Origin of the sequence: Limosilactobacillus coleohominis (genome assembly GCF_016901675.1) — a bacterium.
Taxonomy (GTDB): Bacteria; Bacillota; Bacilli; order Lactobacillales; family Lactobacillaceae; genus Limosilactobacillus; species Limosilactobacillus intestinavium.
The window spans coordinates 1-15432 of the sequence record NZ_JACJKU010000038.1; the positions used below are offsets into that span (position 1 = coordinate 1).

The 15432-nt window shown below is 38.8% G+C and carries 16 protein-coding genes; 3 read left to right on the forward strand and 13 right to left on the reverse strand.

Going from position 1 to position 15432, the window contains the following annotated elements; translation table 11 throughout:
• The first annotated feature begins 121 nt into the window (after positions 1–121).
• A complete protein-coding gene (locus H5975_RS04730) occupies positions 122–328 on the forward strand; it encodes a transposase (RefSeq protein ID WP_204785097.1) in 207 nt (68 codons plus the stop codon).
• 128 nt (positions 329–456) lie between these two features.
• Here the strand turns inward: H5975_RS04730 and H5975_RS04735 are convergent, their stop codons facing one another.
• Positions 457–1629 carry a thiolase family protein gene (locus H5975_RS04735; RefSeq protein WP_204785098.1) on the reverse strand — a complete coding sequence of 391 codons (1173 nt, stop codon included), beginning with the start codon at positions 1627–1629 and terminating at the stop codon, positions 457–459.
• A gap of 15 nt (positions 1630–1644) precedes the next feature.
• Positions 1645–2502 carry a patatin-like phospholipase family protein gene (locus H5975_RS04740; protein ID WP_204785099.1) on the reverse strand — a complete coding sequence of 286 codons (858 nt, stop codon included), beginning with the start codon at positions 2500–2502 and terminating at the stop codon, positions 1645–1647.
• Between the two features lie 316 nt (positions 2503–2818).
• On the opposite strand from H5975_RS04740, the gene pnuC reads away from it, so the two are divergent.
• Positions 2819–3556, forward strand: a complete 738-nt coding sequence (gene pnuC, locus H5975_RS04745) for a nicotinamide riboside transporter PnuC (protein ID WP_178662180.1) — start codon at positions 2819–2821, stop codon at positions 3554–3556.
• A 97-nt stretch (positions 3557–3653) separates the two neighbouring features.
• Here the strand turns inward: pnuC and H5975_RS04750 are convergent, their stop codons facing one another.
• Entirely contained in the window at positions 3654–4199 is a 546-nt protein-coding gene (locus H5975_RS04750; RefSeq protein ID WP_204785100.1) for an RNA 2'-phosphotransferase, read from the reverse strand.
• Positions 4200–4359: 160 nt separating this feature from the next.
• Here H5975_RS04750 and H5975_RS04755 point away from each other — a divergent pair, with 160 nt between their 5' ends.
• The gene (locus tag H5975_RS04755) at positions 4360–5451 is read left to right on the forward strand and encodes a serine hydrolase domain-containing protein (RefSeq protein WP_204785101.1); all 1092 of its coding nucleotides are present in this window, start codon (positions 4360–4362) and stop codon (positions 5449–5451) included.
• Here the strand turns inward: H5975_RS04755 and H5975_RS04760 are convergent.
• The 10 genes from H5975_RS04760 to parE all read right to left on the reverse strand — a co-directional run.
• The gene (locus H5975_RS04760) at positions 5448–5987 is read right to left on the reverse strand and encodes a GNAT family N-acetyltransferase (RefSeq protein WP_204785102.1); all 540 of its coding nucleotides are present in this window, start codon (positions 5985–5987) and stop codon (positions 5448–5450) included. The two genes, H5975_RS04755 and H5975_RS04760, sit on opposite strands and share 4 nt — an antisense overlap.
• A 158-nt stretch (positions 5988–6145) precedes the next feature.
• Positions 6146–6646: an ECF transporter S component gene (locus tag H5975_RS04765; RefSeq protein WP_204785103.1), complete on the reverse strand. Its 501-nt coding sequence runs from the start codon at positions 6644–6646 to the stop codon at positions 6146–6148.
• Between the two features lie 22 nt (positions 6647–6668).
• Complete coding sequence (locus H5975_RS04770; RefSeq protein ID WP_204785104.1) at positions 6669–7451, reverse strand: PfkB family carbohydrate kinase; 783 nt, start codon at positions 7449–7451, stop codon at positions 6669–6671.
• Between the two features lie 183 nt (positions 7452–7634).
• The gene (locus H5975_RS04775) at positions 7635–8018 is read right to left on the reverse strand and encodes a DUF1634 domain-containing protein (protein ID WP_204785105.1); all 384 of its coding nucleotides are present in this window, start codon (positions 8016–8018) and stop codon (positions 7635–7637) included.
• A complete protein-coding gene (locus tag H5975_RS04780) occupies positions 8018–8866 on the reverse strand; it encodes a sulfite exporter TauE/SafE family protein (protein ID WP_204785106.1) in 849 nt (282 codons plus the stop codon). Before H5975_RS04780 ends, H5975_RS04775 begins: the two co-directional genes overlap by 1 nt.
• 68 nt (positions 8867–8934) lie before the next feature.
• Positions 8935–9360 carry a peptide-methionine (R)-S-oxide reductase MsrB gene (gene msrB / locus H5975_RS04785; protein ID WP_204785107.1) on the reverse strand — a complete coding sequence of 142 codons (426 nt, stop codon included), beginning with the start codon at positions 9358–9360 and terminating at the stop codon, positions 8935–8937.
• Between the two features lie 17 nt (positions 9361–9377).
• On the reverse strand, positions 9378–9770 hold the full coding sequence (locus tag H5975_RS04790; RefSeq protein WP_178662198.1) for an iron-sulfur cluster biosynthesis family protein: 393 nt from the start codon (positions 9768–9770) through the stop codon (positions 9378–9380).
• A gap of 155 nt (positions 9771–9925) precedes the next feature.
• Positions 9926–10858: a manganese-dependent inorganic pyrophosphatase gene (locus H5975_RS04795; protein WP_204785108.1), complete on the reverse strand. Its 933-nt coding sequence runs from the start codon at positions 10856–10858 to the stop codon at positions 9926–9928.
• A 109-nt stretch (positions 10859–10967) separates the two neighbouring features.
• On the reverse strand, positions 10968–13490 hold the full coding sequence (gene parC, locus H5975_RS04800) for a DNA topoisomerase IV subunit A (protein ID WP_204785109.1): 2523 nt from the start codon (positions 13488–13490) through the stop codon (positions 10968–10970).
• A gap of 20 nt (positions 13491–13510) precedes the next feature.
• Positions 13511–15432 (reverse strand): DNA topoisomerase IV subunit B (gene parE / locus H5975_RS04805; RefSeq protein WP_204785110.1); only part of this gene is annotated, 1922 nt, incomplete at its 5' end.

Sequence of the window (15432 nt, forward strand, 5' to 3'; positions counted from 1 at the left end):
GGTAGATGAACGATTAATGGCAGATTATAACGTAATGCAAAGTATTATGACTAACTTATCCCACCGTGATATGGATGGCCTAACTGACGCGCTTTATCCGTCGGAACAAATAAGTTCCTAAATGACGATAGTCATTAAAACTCTTCGACAAAATTTAGAGTATGTGCTTAATGCTTCCCAATTCAAATACAGTAATGGTGCAATGGAAGGAATAAACAGAATGATTAAGCAGATTCAACGAACAGCCTTCGGCTTTCGTAATTTTGATCACATGGTCTATCGAATTTATTATCGTCAAATGGCACAAAAAAAGAACCAGGTTGCATAACCTGATTCTTACCTATCAACAGGATTTGACAAAGAGCCATTAAATATGGGCCTAGCGTTCGATTTACCGAGCGTTAGACCCTTATTTTGTAATGTGTTGTTTATTTTTGATATCTAGATATCAATTTCTTATTTCGTAATTAACGTAGCAGCACCCATGCCGCCGCCAATACATAAACTGGCAACGCCTGTATGAGCATTTCGACGATTCATTTCGTATAACATTGTAACAATAATTCGGGCTCCAGATGCTCCAATTGGATGACCAAGTGCAATTGCACCACCATTAACATTCACTTTATCAGCATTAATTCCTAACTGATGCAGAACCACTAATGATTGGGCAGCAAAGGCTTCATTGATTTCATACAGATCAATATCCTGATAATTTATAGATTGCTCTTGCATTAGCTTTTTAATTGCATAATATGGACCGATACCCATGATTGCAGGATCAACACCTACAATGGAATCAGCTGACCAATATCCCAAAATTTGGAGATGGTGAGCCTTGGCATATTTTTCCGAAGTCATCACGACAGCAGCAGCGCCATCATTAAGGCCAGAAGAATTTCCAGCAGTTACTGAACCACCTTCCTTGAAAACTGGTTTTAACTTGGCTAATTGCTGCATGGATGTTTCCCGGATTGACTCATCTTGTTTAATTAACAATGATTTATGATGGCTTGTGACCTCAATTGGGACGATTTCATCATCAAACTTGCCATTGTCTCGAGCCTTTTTTGCTTTCTCTTGGCTCATTAATGCAAAGGCATCGATATCTTCGCGACTTTCAGGATATTTTTCCAAAAGGTTCTCAGCGGTCATCCCCATTGGGTAGCCGTGATAGGCATCTTGTAGCCCGTCATGATAAAGTGCGTCAACAAATTGACCATCACCATATTTGTATCCAAATCGTGCATGCGGAATTAAATACGGTGCATTTGACATACTTTCCATTCCACCAGCAACCACAACATCCGCCGTATCCAACATTATTTGTTGAGCTGCCAAACGAATTGCTTGCATCCCAGAACCGCACACGTCATTAATGATGGTAGCAGGGACAGAGTAGGGGAGTCCTGCGTTTAATGCTGCTTGTCTAGCAGGATTCTGGCCTTCTCCAGCGGTTACAACGTTGCCCATAAATACTTCATCAACTTGATCAGGGGCGAGCGTAGTTTGTTCCAGGGCAGCTTTAATAATTTGGCTACCTAATTGAACGGCCGTCTTAGAAGATAAAGCACCACCCAGTTTACCAATAGGGCTACGTTTCGCGCCTACAAAAACAACTTTCTCCAAAATTAATCCCTCACTTTATTTAGTTAAATAATCCTGCAGCATTGGTAACAATTCCTCAGCTTGTTGTTGACCTTGATGGTAAAGTGCTTTCAACTTGTCAGTATTTTTTTCAAGTCGACCGACTTTGACCATGTTTTCTGGTGAAAACTTGAACCATTCGCTGGTCGCTGCTTTTTCATTTACCACGTCAACCTGTTGATTGTACATTTCTGGACGTTTAATACCAGTTTCAGCAAAGCGGGGAGATTCTTTAAAGGTGTGACGATACATTTGCTGAAGCAGTTTTGGGGTCGGCTTTTTGTGGTAATCATGAGGCCTGGTACGAACAACCACAATCTTCTTGTAACCTTGTTCCTTAGCAACATCGTAAGGAATAGAGTCCGCTACACCGCCATCTAAGCATTCCCCTTTAGAAGTGACCTGTGGTTCCATTAGGAAAGGCATTGAGCAAGAAGCTTTAAGATCATTAACTAGTTCTGTCCCAGTTGGGTCGGTGAAGGTAACCCGCCGCCCTGATGATACTTGCGTTGCCACGATGGTAAAACTGGAGGAAGAACGTTCATAGGCACGTTCGTCAAAATTATTCCAGTCCCAGCCGTGATCTTCAAATAAGAAGTCTAGATTTAAGATATCCTTGCGCTTTAACATATGGAGAAGGGAGATGTATTCTTTATCTTTACGGTAATTAGTATTAACCCGAACTATCCGGCCATATTGTTTAGAAACATATTGGGCTCCACACAGTGCACCTGCAGAAACACCAATCACACTTTTAAATTCGATATGGTGAGCTAGTAGGGTATCAGTAATGCCAGTTGAGTATTGCCCACGCATTGCGCCACCTTCCAACACTAAAGCTGCATCATACAACATGATTCATTGCCTCCATTTTTCCGGTAGAATAATATTATTATTTTACCATTTTTATTGATTAATCCAAAATCACTTTTTAATTTGACATATTTAACAGTAATAAAATTATGTTAAGCTAGAAATTAAATTTAAAGTTTTGTTAATATCTGATATTTCAATACAAACTAGCATTTTCTGCTCATTGAGAAATTATTAATTCAATTTAAACCATGCTATACTTTTTAATCGGTGACAAAATTTGTCCAGATGCCGCAAGGCGGATAAGGCACGTTTATGAATAACGTGAACCTAATAATTTAAAGGAGTTTGGTTATCGATGGGAAATTCTCATGAGAACTATTTTATTTGGTTGTTTAGGCAGTTAAAGGGCTGGCCAGTGCAAAACTATTGTTTATGGTTTTTTGCTTTTGGCTTCCAATTGGCATTGTTAATTGAAGGTAAGGTTACCACAGTTACTGTTATTACCTTCATTGGTACCTTGTTAGGGACCCTTTGTGTGCTTGCCATTAATGCTACTAAGGCGATTAATGGTTGGTTAGGTTTAATTAGTGCTGCTTGTTTTATTTATGCAGGATTAGCAGCTAAAAATTACCTGTCTATTTTTGAACAAATTGCCTACATCGCAACCCTTGACTTGCCTGTCATTTTTGCAGTTAAGACTTGGAACGATGATACTAAGAATCACCTGCGTAAGTTTGGTAGCAAGGAATGGACAATTGCAATTATTGGTACTATTTTAGTTTACCTGATTTCTGGTTACTTAATTGGTCATCTGACTGACGATCCTCGTCCATGGATTGACGCTATCAGCTTCTCCATTAGTTTAACTGCTGGAATTATGTGCTTCATGCGTTACAATAACCAATACTTCTGGTGGTTAGCTTCCGGAATCTTCCAATTGATTCTGTGGGCAGTAACATTTGCTCAAGGTGATGCTACCTTAGCAATGGCGGTTAACAGTTCAATCTACGTCATTAATGATATTTTAGCCTTCACTGTTAGTCCATGGTTTAATCATGGTCGTAAGAAGCAAGGATTGACTGAAATCAAATAAGGAATTGTGGTCTTAACCAGGCTACAGTTAGCAATAGGGGCTTCCACTCGGACAACCGAACAGAAGGCCCCTTTGTTTGTGAGAAATCTTGCTATTTCTATGGAAATTCAATGTATTCAGCCGGTAGCTCGTCACATAGCCAGACTTCATCATTACCAACGTAAAACTTAATACCATTTGCTACAGCAACTTTAGTATTTATCCGCAAAATTACCGGATGACTATCATGCCGACCACCAACTTGACGCGCCATTGGAATGTCCGTAGATAAATGAACGTATTGTCGCTTCATCGGTAATAAACCTAGCTTTTTAATACTGGGGATAAAGCGCCTTGCAGTACCATGATAAAGAATATCTGGTGGAGTGGCCTGACGATGACTAATAATTCCAGAAATTGAATGACCGTATAAGGCGCAAATTTTGCCATTTTTAATTTTAAAACGTTCCTTATTTGAATGCTCCATTACCATTTTAATTCGCTCAATTGTAATCGGGGGTGTAATATGGTGGACACGGTTTAAAGCATCAATAAAACTATGAATATCAGTATATCCATATTGATCGAGCTGAAGGCCATACTTTTGAGGGTTATGCCTCAATGCGTAGGACATTTTCTTACTGATATAAACATCTTCATTCATAATAAATCATTCCTTTTCATAGTCTGTTATATTATGGATTGATTATTATTTTACTTACAAGAAGTAATGATTTATTTAAATCGGTTGCGTTAATTGATGGATAATGTTGTTTTACGTTATGATATGACAAGTGGATAAAAAATAATTTGAGGATATTAATATGTTGAAGAATCAGTTTCACAAATTCCTGTGTTTAAGCATCATTATGCTAGTTTACTCGTTAATTGCAATGCCAATAATTGGGAATGCTGCAACGATTAGTTCTCAACAAAAGCAGGCCATTCAGAATGCCCTAAAAAAGGAAAATGCAAATGCAATTGTTATGGTTGGATCTGGCAAAAAGCCAACCATCATTACAAATAAAGTAATTGTAGGTGAGGGGACTGCACCTGCCATCAGCACTAATAAACTTTTCCCCATTGCTTCATTTCAAAAAGCAATTACTGGAATGGCTATTCAGCAACTCATTAACCATCATCAATTATCGCTGAATACTAAGATCAGTAAGTTTTTTCCGGAAATTCGCAATAGTCAGCAAATTACCATTCGCAATTTATTAACCCATACAAGCGGGCTTGCAGATCGTAGCCAAATTGCTGACCAGCCATTAAAATCTGAAAAAGACAGTATCAATTTTACAAAACAAAATTATAGAGTTGTCAATCATCTAGGTCAGTGGCACTATGCAAACGTTAATTATGGCTTGCTGGCAATTATTGTCAGCATAGTCAGTCATGAATCGTATGCAACATATGTAAAAAAAAACATATTTAAACCTAATCATCTTCAAGGAATGAAGTTTTTTAATCAGTTATCGTCTTCAAAACAGTTGTCTCCATCCTTAAATGATCATCAATTTAAGTTTGACTCGCAAGAAACAGATTCGTGGCGGTACTTACAGCGTGAAATGTCAGCAGAATTTGGTGCTGGCCAAATCGTTGCCACACCAAATAGTTACTGGAAATTCATTAATCAAGTCGTTTTAAAACAAAATGACATTTTGAAGCAGTATCAGCAAATTAACTTCCAACCGAATGATAACCCATACTATGGTGGTTTCTATTTACACCCGAATGAGTTACATGCAAATGGATCATATGAAGGCTACGCTTGTACAATTTTTGCTAACACTAAAAAGAAACAGACCATTGTCCTGTACAGTAACAACATTTCATTAAAGCAATGTCGTAACCTAGGATATGATCTGTACCACATCTACTTTGGAACCAATAAACAGGGATTCCCATATTAAAGGTCTTTTAAAAGAATATAGTCAGTTTGATCGTCGTTCCCAACAGTGAACGTGTGCTGACTAACTTGGCGAAATCCATAATGATGATAGAAGCCCTGAGCGTTAGTATTTTGCTCCCAAACACCAAGCCAAACTTGCGACTTATCAAGGTCCTTAGCAATGCTGAGGGCCTTTTTCATTAGCCGACCACCAATATGTAAGTGTTGAAACCTTTTTAAAACGTAAATTCTTTGAATCTCGAAAGCATCAGGATAAAAAAGTTCTGTCTGATCATTTGACCAGTTAACCTTCAGATAGCCAGCAATTTGACCATTTAGGTTATAAAAATAGGTCTGTGAAGAATCAGCATTCAATTCTGTCTTTAAAACGTCTGGAGCATAAGCTTCTGCAAAGAACTTTTCTAGATCTTCATCAGTGTTGTCAGCACCAAAAGTTTCAGTAAAGGTTTGTTTGCAAATATTTTGTAGTCGTTCAATATCTAATGGGTCATCTGTGACCAATTGGAAATGAAGATCTTCTTGATCGGTAATAGCCATGTAAATTCCTCCAAATATTAGACTTAATTAGTAATAATTAAACACGATTCTTAGTTAAATTACAAAATTGTTATTTTACTTTACATAATATATATTAAACAAAGTAACTATACAAACAAAATAAATGCCAGAGGATCATCCCCTGGTATTTAAATCGTTTAAAGATTAATGCGTTTCTTAATTGTAGGTACAATCAATATTGCAATTACCATTCCTACAATTCCTTGAAGAATATTAGTCCCAATCCCTAAGACACCAGCTACCCAATTATACAAGATGGAATCAGCAAAGAAGTAGCAAATTACCATTACTAAAATGGCAATCAAATTAGCACCATATTCTGCAAACTTATTCTTTCCAGCTTTTTTGTATAACCAACCGGCTAACAAGCCTTCTAAACCATGGGCAATCAAAGAAAATGGTGCATATTGAGTGTATCCTGAAATCAAATCTAAAAATAAACCACCAAGTCCACCAACTGCAGTCCCATAGACTGGTCCCAAAAGCATTGCTGCAATTAAAATTCCGGCATCACATAAGTTTACGTTCCCATGGGTCCATGGAATCGGAATAATGAAAATTCGTCCAAAAACAATTGTAATTGCTAACAGTAATGCAGCAAAAATTAACTTATTAAGTTGTTGAGTTGACTTATCCATACTAAACAAAAACTCCTTAGTTTTAATTTTGCGAAACAATTAACTGGATTAATTTTCCTAATTTTAACCCATACTTCCGATTTGCAACTTCCTGATCATTAGCGGTCGCCACGATGGCTTCATAAATCAGATTGGTTGCTTTTTTAACCGAATCAGTTAATGATAGATTGCTTAATAGACATCCTAAAAGAATGGCAGCAAAAGTATCGCCAGTCCCATAAAAATGTCCATCGATCTCTGAATGACCGACAAATTCAAAGCCTTCTTCACGCGATTGAAATAAACAACCCGTTTTATCATTTAATTTCGCACCCGTAATAATAACATCAGCGTTAATACCGAAACCTTGGATGCAATCTAATAAATGTTTAGCATTCTCCAAACTGGGTTCAAGGACTATTTCTGCTCCAGACAAGAAACATAATTCAGTCCAGTTCGGGGTAATAATTGTGGCATGAGTACATAACCGACGAACATGTTGAATGTAATCCTTACTTAATCCAGGATACAACTTCCCCTCATCACCCATAACTGGATCAATAATTACGGGACGATTGCCCAACTTCATCGTAAACAGTTGCTCTACCATTGAAATAATTTCGGTATCTCCAATGTATCCAACTAATGCACCACTAAAGTCTAAATTCGGCACTAATTGCCAATGGTTGATCGTCTGTTTAATCCACCGGTTAGTCGCTAATTTTTTGGGAGTGCCAAACCCTTCAGTTTGGGTTGATAAGATAGCCGTAGGTAGAGCAGCCGTTGTATGATTCATTGCTTGGAGGACGGTTAATGCTGATACCATTGAAATTTGTCCCAGAGCTGAGAAGTCTTCAATAACTAAAGCCGATTCGTTAATAATGTCTACCCCCTCTCGGCAATTTGTTCAGTAACCGTTTTAAATACTGACCTTAGTATACAGCAACTTGCCTCTCTCCTCCACAAAAAAAGCCGGGATATCCCAAATTGATGACTTTAAGTCTAATAATTAGATGCCGTACATCCCAATAACCATGGCAATAACTAAGATCACCATAACGAGCGAAGTAATCCAAACATACATACGATCTTTCATGACTGCAAATGCATAGATCGAAACTAGGACCCGCAATGCAGGTGTTAAGATAAGCAAAAATAATCCCAACATGATGATTGCATATGGCTTGAAATATACTAAGCCGCGACCAATTGCAGCAAAAGTGTGTGGAAAATTATTACCTGTATATCCAGATTGACCAGTAATGAAAAACATTAGCAAACCAATTATGATGACAATCGCGGATGCTAATACTCCGATTTGCATGATAACACCAATGACATTTTCAACTTTACTCATTTCCGAGCGTGTTTGGTCTGTTTCTTTGCTTGCCATTAGTTAATCACCCTAAATCCTTTTAGAATCATTTGAACACCCATGATAAACAAAATTGGAACGAAGATCATTCTTAACAATCGTGGGTGAATGCGTTGCATTAACCGGGTTCCAATTGCTGCCCCGATTAAGATTCCAATTGCTAATGGTGCAGCAATATGCGGATGAATAGAACCATTAAAGAAATAAACGGTAGCACTTGCAGCAGCAGTGACCCCCATCATTAAGTTACTGGTAGCACTAGATGGTTTTAATGGCATTTTCATGATTGTATCCATGGCAATCACTTTGAAAACTCCACTACCAATTCCAAGTAGTCCACTGGCAAGTCCTGCACCGTACATCATTGCAAAACCACCTGGAACTCGAGTGACTTGGTAATATTTTTCTTCCCCGGATAACTTGTCATAATATGAGCCCTGTAATTTCAATTTTTTTGCCCATTTATCATCACTAACTTTGTCAGCATCTTGTTTAACTTTGCCCCGAAGTTTTTGGATCATATTATAGGTTGAATATACTAAGAAAATTCCAAACAGCACTTCTAGCCATTTACCATCAATCACTCCGGTTAGAATTGCTCCGGTGATGGCTCCAACTGTGGTAGCAATTTCCAAAAACATTGCAACCCTAAGATTTAATAAATCGTCTTTTAAATAAGCAATCGTTGATCCTGAACTAGTTGCGATTACGGCAATCACACTTGCTCCGATTGCATAGCGCATTGGCAAGCCCATAAGGACGCTTAAAATTGGAATGATGATCATTCCACCACCAATTCCAAGTAAAGAACCTAAAGAACCCGCAAAAACGCCGACTAGTAACAGAATGGCAGCTTGGGTAACCAAGGCCAATCCCCCCTTTATTCAACATTCTTACGGGTTTCTATTTTACTACAATTCTTTCATTCAACAAGTTAATCCTTAAAAATGGCTCGATATTCGCCGTACCCCTGTTGCTCTAATTCTTTAACCGGGATGAAACGGAGGGAAGCTGAGTTAATACAATAACGGAGTCCTCCTTTGTCTTGAGGTCCATCGGTAAAGACGTGACCCAAGTGTGAGTCTGCTTCTACACTCCGTACTTCAGTTCTCTCCATTCCATGAGATTGATCTCGTTTCATCTTTAGTTTCTCTAAAGGTTTAGTAAAGGCAGGCCATCCGCATCCAGAGTCATACTTATCAAGTGAGGAAAAAAGCGGTTCCCCGCTCACAACATCAACATAGATTCCAGGCTGATCAAATTGGTCATATTTACCCGTAAATGGTCGTTCTGTTGCTGATTGCTGGGTTACTGCATATTGGATTGGCGACAATTTTGCTTTAAGATCCTTATCTTTCATTAAATGAATTCACCTCATTAACAATCGTGCGTTTGGTTCATTGTTGTTGATTCATAGTTGCCATTACTTAAATCTACCACTTCAATGTCATCAGTTAAGGTTCCCTTAGGTGTTGTCAGAGGCATTGTAAACACGTTTGGATTGAAACGAACGGTCATTTGTTCATCAAATTGTGGTTTTGTATACCCCTTATAATAAATTGGTCCTAGGTTAGAATCAAAATGAGCATCAAAGTCTTTAAAATTACGGTCTTTATCAACAAAAATCAGCTTGAAATTATCATCTAATGAACAATTTCCAATAGCAGAAAAAGGTCCAACCCCATCATCGTAGTCCATTAACATCTTTTTTGAATCATCGACATACCTGGCTAACCGTTGCTTAGCTTCATTAGTAAAAGTTAAATACATCTCAATCCCTCCTTTGTACAAATATTATACTCAACTTTATCGTAACTTACAATAAGTTAGTGTAATTAAAAAGTCGTCATTTAGCTTTTGACACAAACGCAACAGCATTGTGTCTTAGCCATGACAACTTCATAATCTATTAAATTAACACTTAATTATCCTTCAAAAGCATCAGTCAATGGAGGAACCACTTGCTTCTTACGGGAAACTACTCCTGGCAAGTTCATCCGGTGAGCATCATTTAGCTTCTTACCAAAGGCTTTTTCAACCTTGTCAGTGTTGTCACCAACAACCAATAGGTCTGAATCACTGTTCAAAATGTTAGTAGCGATCAAAATAAAGGTATCATAACCGTTTTGATCCATTAAGGACTTCATTTCTTTTTCAAGATCAGTTTGGCGAACAAAAACATCGTCAAGGTCAACGGTGTTAACTTGACCAATGCGAATAGTTGAACCATTTAATTCAAATGACTTGGCATCACCGTCAACAATGTCATTATCAGACTTAGCATCCAGGTTAGTACCAGCCTTCAACATCTTGATACCGTAATCTTCGTAATCAACATCAGCAATCTTTGCCAATGCCTTGACAGCTTCACGGTCATGGTCAGTTGTTGTTGGGGACTTCAAAAGCAATGTGTCTGAAATAATTGCTGAAAGCATCATTCCAGCTAAGTTAGCAGGAATGTCAATGTGCTTGTCTTCAAACAATTCATAGATAACTGTGCTTACACAACCATAAGGGCGAACAGTTGCCCACAAAGGTTGTGCTGTATTGAAGTTTGCAATTCGGTGGTGGTCAACTAAGTGAGTTACTTGAACCTTGTCAATGTCTTCAACACTTTGTTGAGGTTCGTTGTGGTCAACAAGCATTACTTTGTCAACTTCATTAGCAACGGTTTTAACAACCCGTGGTGCCTTCATGTCGAAGTGATCTAATGCAAACTTAGTTTCATCATTTGGTTCACCTAAAGCAACTGCTTCAGTTTCGTACCCTAATTGATTTTGTAAATATGAAAATGCCATTGCAGCTGTAATGGCATCTGTGTCCGGGTTTTGGTGTCCAAATACTAATTCTTTACTCATATTATGGATTCCTCCTCAAAATAGTGATGCTAATACATCTCATTAGTAATAATGATATCACGGACTTTTGAAATTATTAATAATTTTTTTGACATATTTAGCAAAATGATCAATTGATATCTAAAGTTTCCCTTTTTGACCCATGTTGTGGCGTATCTTCTGTTGATTCATTAGGATCTGTTTCTTTATCATCAACAGCTGTAATCTTCTTTCTGAGTGTAACCGGTACCCCTTGTGTATCGGTATCGATAACAAATGTACCATTGGACTTAATGGTGCCGAGATGATGGTCATCCACTAGAATATCTTGAAATTCTGGACGGTTGGTAATTACTTCCAATGCTCCATGGAATTCAGGTGAATATGCAATAAAGTCAACCACTTCGTGTGGATTCTTCTTTAGTTTATGAAGAACTAAGACTCCACGCCGCGCACGTCTTCCTAATTCTAATTCACTTGCTGCCATTTCCTTAAATGCTCCACGTTGAGTAATAATGGCGAGATTATCCTGATCATTGGTTAATACTAAGTTCGTTAATTCATCGTCATCTTTCAGATTAATGGCTCTTACTCCAGCAGTCCGTGTTCCTTGAACCGGTACCTCAGCAACATCAAACCGTAACCCGTATCCTTGCTTGCTGATGGCAGTTAAACTAGTATTTTCATCTTTTGGTTCATAATATTGAACATTTAATACTTGAGCCTGATCATTTTTAAGCTTCATGAATACACTGGCACGACTCTTATAACGCGTTCCAGGATTTAAATCGCTAATGGTAGTTTGTTTAACCTGTCCATCACTAGTAGAAATGATCACCGTTCCAGGAACATCAAGATGATCTAATATTAATGCAGAAATTATTTGTTCATTATCAGCTAAACCGATTGATTGAGAAATATGTTCACCCGTTTCCTTCCATTTGGTGTCAGCTAATTCATGAATTGGACGGTAAATAACGTGGCCCAAATTTGTAAACATGAAAAGATGACTTAGTGTAGATGCACTTTGAATGAGTAGTGGATAATCATCCTCGCGAAGTCCATTATCATCTAATGATGATGCATTGAAGCTTCTCAAACTGCTTCGCTTAATATACCCAGCATGGGAAACTAAAACAACTACTTCTTCATCAGGAACTGTGACTTTAGTATCAACAGTCAGCTTTTGAACGTGCTTTTCAATTTGGGTCCTGCGATCAGAACCAAAGGCCTTATCAATGGTTTTTAGTTCACGAACCAATACCCGATTTAATTCATTCTTATCATTTAAAATCTTTTCATATTCAGCAATAGCATCATTCAACCGTTTTTGTTCGTCTTGAAGATCAGTTACATCAGTGTTAGTTAAACGGTATAGTTGCAAAGCAACAATGGCTTCTGCTTGAGGTTGGGTAAACTGATATTCAGCCACTAAATTGTTAGTAGCATCTTTACGGTTCTTACTTGAACGGATTGTCTTAATAACCTGGTCCAAAATTGATAAAGCTTTGATCAACCCTTCAACGATGTGTAAACGGGTTTTAGCCTTATTCAAGTCGAACCTAGTCCGTCTAGTAATGATTTCTTGTTGGAAAGCTAGATAGGATTCTAAATAATGCTTTAGGCCAATTCGCATGGGACGCTGATCATCAATCGCCACCATGTTGAAATTATAGTTAATTTGCAGATCAGTATTTTTAAGCAGGTAGTTTAAAATCCCCTTAGCATCAGCATTACGTTTCAATTCAATCGCAAGGCGTAGGCCACTTCGATCAGTTTCGTCCCGCGCCTCAGCAATGCCTTCAACCTTTTTATTTAATCGAAGATCATTGATCCGCTTTACAAGTTGGGCCTTATTGACCTCATAAGGGATTTCTGTCACGGTAATCTGCCGACGGCCGCCGCGCAATTCGTCGATTGTTGTTTTAGCACGCAAAATAACACGACCTCGACCAGTTTCATATGCCTTCCGAATACCATCAGTCCCTTGGATAATTCCACCAGTTGGGAAGTCTGGACCTGGAACATATTGCATTAGGTCATCCAAACTAGCATCAGGATGCTGCATTAGGAAAATAAGGGCCTTAATGAGCTCTCTTAAATTATGCGGTGGGATTTCAGTAGCATACCCGGCCGAAATTCCTGTAGCTCCATTAACGAATAGGTTGGGAATTCGTGCTGGTAATACTGTTGGTTCCTTTTCGGTATCATCAAAGTTTAAGGTCATCTCAACCGTATCTTTGTTAATATCACGAAGCATTAAACCGGCAATTTTACTAAGCCGGGCTTCCGTGTACCGCATTGCAGCCGGTGGATCACCATCCATCGAACCATTGTTACCGTGCATTTCAATTAACGGTTCGAGCAGTTTCCAATCTTGGCTTAACCGAACCAGGGCCTCATAAATTGAGCTATCACCATGGGGGTGGAAATTACCCATGACATTCCCAACTGACTTGGCAGATTTGCGGAATCCTTTATCATAAGTATTTCCGTCCTTGTTCATTGCAAATAAAATTCGTCGTTGAACCGGTTTTAGTCCATCACGAATATCTGGCAATGCCCGTTCTTGAATAATTGATTTAGAATATCTTCCGAATCGTTCACCCATTAACTGTTCCAGGGTTAACTCTTCAATTTTATTATCGCTCACTTGGCACTGTCCTTTCTAAATTATTGTTGATTCCACGTTTTAATCTGGGGTGTTGATTTTTTAGAGGATGAAGATTTGACTTGTCCTTTATTTTCCACTAACTCGTCAGATTCTTTATCATCAGTCATTGTAAAATGAACGTTCTTTTCAATCCATTCACGACGGGGTTCAACTTTATTCCCCATTAATGTTGTCACTCGTTTTTCAGCTAACTGAGCATCGTTGATTTTAACCCGAATTAACGTCCGAGTTTCCGGATTCATTGTCGTCTCCCAAAGTTGATCGGCATTCATTTCACCAAGTCCCTTGAACCGTTGTAATGATGCGGTTTTACCCATTTTACGGGTCAACTTGGTTAACTCTTCATTTGTCCAAGCATACGTAATCTTATTCTTTGCACCACGACCTTGCTGTAAACGATACAAAGGTGGCAAAGCAATATAAACCTTACCAGCTTCAATCATTGGTCGCATGTACTTGTAGAAGAAAGTTAATAATAGGATTTGGATATGCGCACCATCATCATCGGCATCAGTCATAATAATGATCTTGTCATAGTTAGAATCGGCAACGTTAAATTCGGAACCTACACCAGCCCCGACGGTATAAATGATGGTGTTCAATTCTTCATTCTTAAGAACATCGTCTAACTTCGCTTTTTCAGTGTTTAACACTTTGCCTCGTAAAGGAAGAATTGCTTGGAACTTCCGATCCCGTCCTTGTTTAGCAGAACCACCGGCAGAGTCACCTTCGACTAAGAATAATTCGTTCTTCTTTGCATTTTTAGATTGAGCTGGAGTTAACTTACCTGATAAATTCCGCTCTTTTCGGCTACGCTTCTTACCATTGCGTGAGAGGTCTCGCGCCTTTCGTGCAGCTTCACGAGCCTGCCGAGCTTTGACGGCCTTTCGAATTAACATTTGAGCAAAATCGCCGTTTTCCATCAAAGCATAGCTAAGTTGATCGCTAACGATACTATCGACAATCTTACGTGCTTCAGGAGTACCTAATTTGTCCTTCGTTTGCCCTTCAAATTGTAAAATCCGCTCTGGGATTCGTACTGATACGATGGCAGTCACCCCTTCACGAACGTCGCTGCCTTCTAGATTTTTATCACGCTCTTTGAGCAATCCTGTTTTACGAGCGTAATCGTTAAAACTCTTAGTCCAAGCGCTCCGGAATCCAGCTTCATGGGTCCCACCATCAGGAGTTCGCACGTTATTTACGAATGATAGGATATTTTCAGAATAGCCGTCATTATATTGAGCGGCAACATCCACTTCTACACCATCCTGTTTTCCGGTAAATGATAAGACTTTGCCTAACGTATCCTTATCTTCATTTAAGTACTGTACGAAGTCCTCAATTCCATTTTCGTACTGGAACGTCTGGTTTTGTTCTTGGCCAGCACGTTCATCAGTCAAGGTGATTTTTAATCCCTTTAGCAAAAATGCGGACTCTCTAAGTCGGCGTGCCAACGTATTATAATCATAAACGGTCGTTGAGAAAATCGCTGGATCTGGTTTAAATGAAACTGTGGTCCCACTATCGTCACGAGTTTTACCAAGCTTTTTTAATGTTCCAATAGGTTGCCCACCATTTTTAAATTTTTCTTGATAGCGAACATGGTCCCTTACAATTGTTAAAGTTAGGTTAGTAGAAAGCGCATTGACAACGGATGCACCAACACCGTGCAACCCCCCAGAAGTCTTATAACCATCATCCTGGCCGAATTTACCACCGGCATGTAGCACTGTCATAATAACTTCAGGCGTTGGCTTACCGCTCGCATGCATCCCGACAGGCATTCCCCGTCCATGGTCTTGCACCGTAATCGAATTATCGGCGCCAATGATGACGTTAATTTCGTCACCGTATCCTGATAAAGCTTCGTCTACCGAATTATCAACAATTTCATATACTAAGTGATGAAGGCCATACG

Coding starts and splice junctions, on each gene's coding strand:
- H5975_RS04760 (WP_204785102.1), bottom strand. CDS start 5,987: ATGGCTATTACCGATCAAGAAGATCTTCATTTCCAATTGGTCACAGAT.
- H5975_RS04770 (WP_204785104.1), bottom strand. CDS start 7,451: ATGGTATCAGCATTAACCGTCCTCCAAGCAATGAATCATACAACGGCT.
- H5975_RS04790 (WP_178662198.1), bottom strand. CDS start 9,770: ATGTATTTAACTTTTACTAATGAAGCTAAGCAACGGTTAGCCAGGTAT.
- H5975_RS04765 (WP_204785103.1), bottom strand. CDS start 6,646: ATGGATAAGTCAACTCAACAACTTAATAAGTTAATTTTTGCTGCATTA.
- H5975_RS04795 (WP_204785108.1), bottom strand. CDS start 10,858: ATGAGTAAAGAATTAGTATTTGGACACCAAAACCCGGACACAGATGCC.
- H5975_RS04740 (WP_204785099.1), bottom strand. CDS start 2,502: ATGTTGTATGATGCAGCTTTAGTGTTGGAAGGTGGCGCAATGCGTGGG.
- H5975_RS04750 (WP_204785100.1), bottom strand. CDS start 4,199: ATGAATGAAGATGTTTATATCAGTAAGAAAATGTCCTACGCATTGAGG.
- msrB (WP_204785107.1), bottom strand. CDS start 9,360: ATGAAAGATAAGGATCTTAAAGCAAAATTGTCGCCAATCCAATATGCA.
- H5975_RS04730 (WP_204785097.1), top strand. CDS start 122: ATGACGATAGTCATTAAAACTCTTCGACAAAATTTAGAGTATGTGCTT.
- H5975_RS04775 (WP_204785105.1), bottom strand. CDS start 8,018: ATGGCAAGCAAAGAAACAGACCAAACACGCTCGGAAATGAGTAAAGTT.
- H5975_RS04755 (WP_204785101.1), top strand. CDS start 4,360: ATGTTGAAGAATCAGTTTCACAAATTCCTGTGTTTAAGCATCATTATG.
- pnuC (WP_178662180.1), top strand. CDS start 2,819: ATGGGAAATTCTCATGAGAACTATTTTATTTGGTTGTTTAGGCAGTTA.